The 5,859-nt window shown below is 49.8% G+C and carries 5 protein-coding genes and 2 pseudogenes; 2 read left to right on the forward strand and 5 right to left on the reverse strand.

Translation table 11 applies throughout. The features are described from left to right. Positions 1-35: 35 nt before the first annotated feature. Positions 36-407 carry a GNAT family N-acetyltransferase gene (locus FD01_RS08630; protein WP_162257352.1) on the forward strand — a complete coding sequence of 124 codons (372 nt, stop codon included), beginning with the start codon at positions 36-38 and terminating at the stop codon, positions 405-407. A 528-nt stretch (positions 408-935) separates the two neighbouring features. Here the strand turns inward: FD01_RS08630 and FD01_RS08635 are convergent. From FD01_RS08635 to FD01_RS08655, 5 genes and pseudogenes are all read right to left on the reverse strand, one after another. After that, positions 936-1,643 (reverse strand): MIP/aquaporin family protein, encoded by a 708-nt coding sequence (locus tag FD01_RS08635; RefSeq protein WP_056963730.1) that lies wholly within the window; start codon positions 1,641-1,643, stop codon positions 936-938. Positions 1,644-1,655: 12 nt separating this feature from the next. Then, positions 1,656-2,024, reverse strand: coding sequence for a dihydroxyacetone kinase phosphoryl donor subunit DhaM (gene dhaM, locus FD01_RS08640; protein ID WP_054719367.1), 369 nt, complete (start codon positions 2,022-2,024; stop codon positions 1,656-1,658). Beyond that, positions 2,021-2,605 (reverse strand): dihydroxyacetone kinase subunit DhaL, encoded by a 585-nt coding sequence (dhaL, locus tag FD01_RS08645; protein WP_056963732.1) that lies wholly within the window; start codon positions 2,603-2,605, stop codon positions 2,021-2,023. The genes dhaM and dhaL overlap by 4 nt, the downstream gene beginning before the upstream one ends. A 15-nt stretch (positions 2,606-2,620) precedes the next feature. Beyond that, positions 2,621-3,615: pseudogene (gene dhaK / locus FD01_RS08650) on the reverse strand (dihydroxyacetone kinase subunit DhaK). 203 nt (positions 3,616-3,818) lie between these two features. Further along, entirely contained in the window at positions 3,819-4,229 is a 411-nt protein-coding gene (locus FD01_RS08655; protein WP_056963734.1) for a peptide deformylase, read from the reverse strand. Positions 4,230-4,490: 261 nt separating this feature from the next. On the opposite strand from FD01_RS08655, the pseudogene FD01_RS08660 reads away from it, so the two are divergent. Continuing rightward, positions 4,491-5,804, forward strand: a pseudogene (locus FD01_RS08660) (OPT/YSL family transporter); the annotation flags it as partial. Positions 5,805-5,859 lie beyond the last annotated feature (55 nt).

The raw sequence follows: 5,859 nt of genomic DNA on the forward strand, positions 1-5,859 counted from the left end.
TTTATTTTGTCTGAGTGCTAACGATAGTGGCTAACTTGATTGTAAAACGCGGGGATTTATATCATTATTACACTGCCAATACTAAACGGGGTTATTGGGTGTTGGTGGACGACTTAGATCAAGTATTGGCCGGGTGTGGGTTTGCCGAATATCAAGGCGATACGGCAGAACTTCAAAAGTTGTACGTCAACCCTGACGCGCGTGGTCATGGCGCGGCGCATCAATTGATGGCCCAAGTTGAAGCTGGGGCCAAGGCGGCAGGGTACACGCAGTTATATTTAGAGACGCATCATAATTTGAAATCAGCCATTCAACTGTACACCAATGCCCATTGGACGCCATTGTCTGGTCCGATGCATGTGGGGCCACACACTACGATGGATCATTTCTTCGTCAAGGCGCTTTAACAAACTTACATTAAATACTTGACTTTAATTTATCAAGGCGTTATCGTGTTTGCGATATCCATGAGGAGTGAGTGGCTTAGCGCAGGTCACCCGTACCACAACGCGTTGGGCGGAAGTGCCCGCTAAACTATGAAGACTATCCCGTAGCATGGTTCTCGGCGCACTGTCGAGCGCCGCTAGATCTTCAGTTCCAGAGTGCCGGCATAGAAGGGTCCCCGTTGTGGACTCAAACCAAGCAACCGCCGGGTGAACCACCCTCACGGTAACGTGGGAAGCCAGTCGACGTCTGTGCGCGAACGGCAGAAAGCCTATTAGCGACCAAAGGGTACGGTCGACCGCGACGCCAAGGCTCGCAGAAACGTACTTGAAATAGTTGGAACGGCATGAACGTAATCAAATAGGCGTTAAAGCCGCAAATCCACGAAATGGGTAACTGTTTTGTGGGTTTGTTATGCCTTTAACCAGAATACAGCAAAAAGCCGGCCCGAAATTTTTTCGAGTCGGCTTTTTGAATGCGGTAGAAATTGTTTAAACTAACATCGCTTGTAAGGCAGCGGCTAACAAGCCACCAACAATCGGCCCACAAATCGGCACCCAAGCGTAACCCCAGTTGGCGTCAGCCTTGTTTGGCACTGGGAGGATCGCATAAGCCAAGCGCGGGGCGAAATCCCGGGCTGGGTTCAGTGCAAATCCAGTGGTGCCGCCAAGCGTTTGGCCGACGACCATGATCAACAACCCGACGATCAAAGGCTTCAAGCCTTTGGTGAAGTCACCGAGGTTCAACAGCGTGAAGATGAAGAAGAAGGTCGCAATGGTTTCGCTTAAAAAGTTAAACAATGGATTGGGGATTGCCGGTCCGGTGGCAAAGATGCCCACTGAGTTACCGTCATCAGGGCTTTTTGCGGCTTTAAAGTGCGGATAATATTGCACGATCACGATCGCTGCGCCAACAAATGCGCCTAAGAATTGCCCCAGCAAGTATGGCACCACATCCGCCCATGGGAAAAAGCCGAACGCTGCAAAGCCTAACGTGACGGCGGGATTCAAATGCCCATCAGCGCCGAATTGTCCGGCGACATAAACCCCGAACGTCACCGCCATACCCCAAGCCAAGGAAATGAAAGTCCAGTTTTGCTTTTGCGAAAAGGTGCCTTTGAGACTGTTACCAGCCCCGCAACCGACCCCAAATACGATCAACACCATGGTGCCGAGAAATTCGCCAAGAAATCCATTCATGATGGGTCCTCCTTATTTGATCACCAAAGGTTTCAATTGTTTTTCCACATCAGGTAAGCTGACCCCGGCTTCTAACAGCGTCGCGGCAGTATAGGCCCCTTCGATCAGCGCCGTATTATATAAGTGCACCGGCTTGTCTGCCATTTCGATGGCCATTTCCAAGTTCATTTTGGCTGAGCCTAGATCATAAAATGCTAACAGTTCATCCGCAGTGTTTTCATCAAAGGCACTGCTGATTTTGAGCATGCTGGTGCCGATATCGTTATCATCAGTGCCGCCAGCATGGGTGATGTCGATATGCGCCGCGACTTGCGTCAACAACTTTGGCAAGCCCGCGGCGATTTCTGGGACATGGGAGACGATTACAATGCCATAAGTCATAGCGTGCCCTCCGTTTCCAGTAACGCTTTAAACAAATAGCCCGTGCTTTCGGCGCCTGGATCGCGATGACCGATGCCGCGTTCACCTAAATAGGCAGCGCGGCCTTTTTTCGCGACTAAAGGTTCCGTCGACGCGACCGCTTCATCGATCACGGCTTGCGACAAGGTGCCGTCATGCGTAGCTTTAACCAGTGGGGTCCAAGCGTCGACCATGGTTTTATCGCCAACTTCGGCACCGCCGCGCTTGATCACGCCAGCTAAAGCGGCATCTAGTAAGGTTGGTAAGTCAGCAGAATTTTTCGCCGTCTTGGCCATTTCTAAAAAGGCCGTGCCATATAATGGGCCGCTAGCGCCACCGACTTTTGAAATCAAAGCCATGGCGCTGGCCTTGAACACCCCGGCTAGATCTAAATCCGGTTTGGCTTGTAACGCTTCCGTTAAAGCGACCATCCCGCGAGCCATGTTGTTGCCATGGTCAGCGTCGCCAATCGGGGTATCTAAATCAGATAAGTGGGCTTTGTTGTCATCGATTAAAGCCGCAAAGTGGTTCAACCACAAACGGGCGATTTCAGGAGTTAACATACAATGCCTTCTTTCTTACCAAGCGATGGTTTCAACTGGCGCGGTTAAAGCGTCAAGCCAAGCCGGATCCGCCAATTCAAAAATCGTTAAGCTGATGCCTGCCATATCAATGGAAGTCATCAAGTTGCCAACTTTGGTAAAGGCTGGCGTGATTTGCTTTTCGCTAATGCATCAAATAAATCGTGGCTGAAAATGTATTGTTCCATCAGTGGCGTCGCGCCCATACCGTTGACTAACACTGCATATTGCTTGGCGGGATCTAAATGCAGGGAGTCATCCAATTTCTCCAACAATTCAGCGACCAGGTCTTTGCTTGGGCGAAGCTTTTCGCGGCGATAACCAGGTTCGGAATGAATCCCGACGCCGTATTCGATTTCATCTTCGGCCAACGTAAATCCAGGTTTGCCAGCTTCTGGCACTGTGGCTGCCGACAAGGCGACGGCCACGGTATTGATACATGGAAGGACTGCCGCAGCCAGTTTGGATAATTCTTCCAGACTGGCGCCGTTTTGGGCGGCGTTGCCTAAAATCTTATGCATGAACAAGGTGCCAGCTACCCCGCGACGCCCTTGGGTGTAGAGCGAATTTTCCACGGCGATATCATCATCGACCACAATGGAAGCCACTTGAATGTCATCCATTTCCGCCATGTCTTTGGCCATATCAAAGTTCATCACGTCGCCTGAATAGTTTTTGACTACCATGAACACACCGCGGCCTTGATCAGACGCTTTGATGGCTTCATAGATCTGATCTGGCGTTGGGGAGGTGAACACTTGCCCACAAACAGCGGCAGACAACATGCCTTTGCCCACAAAGCCGGCATGAGTGGGTTCATGTCCTGAGCCGCCGCCTGAAATGACGGCAACTTTGCCGGTCATCGACGCTTTGTCCGTACGAACCACGGCAGTTGTGTCTGGGATCTGTTCCAGAATTTGAGGATATGCGCGGACCAGACCATCTACCATTTCTGGGACCACTGCTTCGGGATCATTGATGATTTTTTTCAACGTTATCACATGCCTTTCTGTTTTGAGCCACTTTAATTATACCGCGGTCTATGCAAACGTTACCACTTGCAGTCGTCACTAAATATTCGAACAAGATAGATGATGAAAAGGCTTGCACTGCTTTAAATTAAATTTTTAATCACAAAAAAACAAGCTTTTCAGCTTGCGTGGTTGACAATATTAAACTGACTGCCATTTATTGGCTAGATCAAGATCCCGGCTAAATGGTCGCATTCATGTTGAATGATTTGGGCAAAGAAATCGCTGAACTGACGAGTTTGCGGGTGCCACTGTTCATCTAAATACTGGACTGTGATTTGTTCATAGCGGGTACAAGGGCGTTCGCCATTCAACGATAAGCAACCTTCTTCCGTATCAAAGGCACCAGATTTTTGGATGATGCGCGGATTGATCAACACCATGTCGATCGGACCCATTGACGCGATGATCATGGCGCGATTGACGCCGATCATGTTGGCAGCCATGCCGACACAACGCTCGCGGTGAGCGGCTAAGGTATCATGCAGATCTTTGATCAAGCTGGCGTCTTTAGGAGTAGCCGGTTTGGCTTTTTGTTGTAGAAATAACGTGTCGTGGTTGATCGGTCGAATCATAATCGTCCTCCAAAGTTTGATTAGTTTAATTATACCCGTGAAAGTAATGAGAAAACGAGGGTCTGCTCAGAAACGTTAATATCAAAATATTAATCGAAGCCAGTGCATTCAACTCGCGATTCGTAAATTCCGAACCTTTTCTAAAAATAATCGGCATTAATATCGGTTTTGTGCAACTCGTTAACGAAAATGTGAGGCTTCTCTCACAACTATTGCGTCAAATTCCAGACTCTTCTACGATTGCAAACATTGACAAGCCTAATGGAGGATATCATGAAGAACTCGACACAACAACCGGCTGGGGCGATATTTGTCACCATTGTCGGCATCGTGTTGGCAATTATTTTTGCCGCCAGCACGGCATATTCTGGAATGAAAGCGGGACTGACAGTGGCTGCCGGCATTCCAGGTGCCATCATCGGCTCCGGATTAGTCAAAGCCTTCGCCCATGCGCAAGGGATGCGCGGGAAGAATTTGATTCAAGGCATGTCCAGTGGTGGGGAGTCCATCGCCAGTGGCATGATCTATGTGGTGCCGGCGATCATTTTGATTGGCGGGAAGGTGAATTTCTTTGTTGGCATCGCTGTTGGCGCCTTAGCTGTGCTGTTTGCCGTTGGCGTCGCCAGCATCGTTGAGCATTATATGGTGGTGGAACAAGATGGCCAACTCGCTTACCCGGAATCACAAGCCATCGCCACAGCGTTGACTGCCGGGGATGGCAATCGCGACTCCTTGACCAAAATGGCTTGGGGCTTTGGCGTCGGTGGTGTGCTCACTGCGTTGTCCACCCAAGTGCTGGGTTGGGTCAACACCACGATGACCTATTTTGGTAATGCCAGTTATCGGTGGAAATTTGCCTTAGAGGTCAATCCGATGTTAGCCGGGATCGGTTTTGTGGTCGGCTTAGAAGTTTCGGTGACGATGTTTGCCGGTAGCTTGTTGGCCAACTTTGGGATCACGCCATTAGTCGCGTACTTTGCGCATATGGCTGGCGATTCTGCCACGGTATGGAACGCAGAAGCTGCGGTGAACGCACTTGGCGTTGATGCGTTAGCTGGGGCGTATTCCAAATACATCGGCGCTGGGATGATGCTTTGCGGCGGTTTGATCGGGGCGTTGAAGTTATTGCCAGTGATCAAAACTTCCTTGCAACAAACCCTACATGCCAAAGACGCCTCCCAAAAGGACACCTTAGGGTTGATTGGTTTAGCCATCGCCAGTGTCGGCGTTTTTGGTATCGGGTTGATCGTTGCAGATAATTTGTGGTTAGCGCTGTTGGCAGGCTTTTTATCTTTGGTCTTGGCGTTGTTGTTTGTCATTGTCAGCGCGCGGATGGCGGGGACGATCGGTTGTTCCAATGCGCCAGTGTCCGGGATGACGATTGCCAGTTTGGTGATCATGACTTTAGTGTTTGTCTTGTGTGGTTGGAGTGACGCGCATCACACCCAGTGGCTGTTGTTGTTCGGTGTGTTTATCGTCACGGCAATTTCTGTGGGTGGGGCGTATACCCAAACGCAAAAAGTGAATTATCTGGTCAAAGGTGATCGCCAACGGATGCAAAAATACTTTGTGATCCTCAATTTTCAAGTCAAGTGCAACGATGATAACGAATCCTTGATAGTGGTCTAGG

Origin of the sequence: Lacticaseibacillus manihotivorans DSM 13343 = JCM 12514 (genome assembly GCF_001435035.1) — a bacterium.
GTDB lineage: Bacteria > Bacillota > Bacilli > Lactobacillales > Lactobacillaceae > Lacticaseibacillus > Lacticaseibacillus manihotivorans.

Bases quoted from the DNA above. Each gene is read 5' to 3' on its own strand.
- FD01_RS08635 (WP_056963730.1), bottom strand. From the start codon at position 1,643: ATGAATGGATTTCTTGGCGAATTTCTCGGCACCATGGTGTTGATCGTA.
- dhaM (WP_054719367.1), bottom strand. From the start codon at position 2,024: ATGACTTATGGCATTGTAATCGTCTCCCATGTCCCAGAAATCGCCGCG.
- dhaL (WP_056963732.1), bottom strand. From the start codon at position 2,605: ATGTTAACTCCTGAAATCGCCCGTTTGTGGTTGAACCACTTTGCGGCT.
- FD01_RS08655 (WP_056963734.1), bottom strand. From the start codon at position 4,229: ATGATTCGACCGATCAACCACGACACGTTATTTCTACAACAAAAAGCC.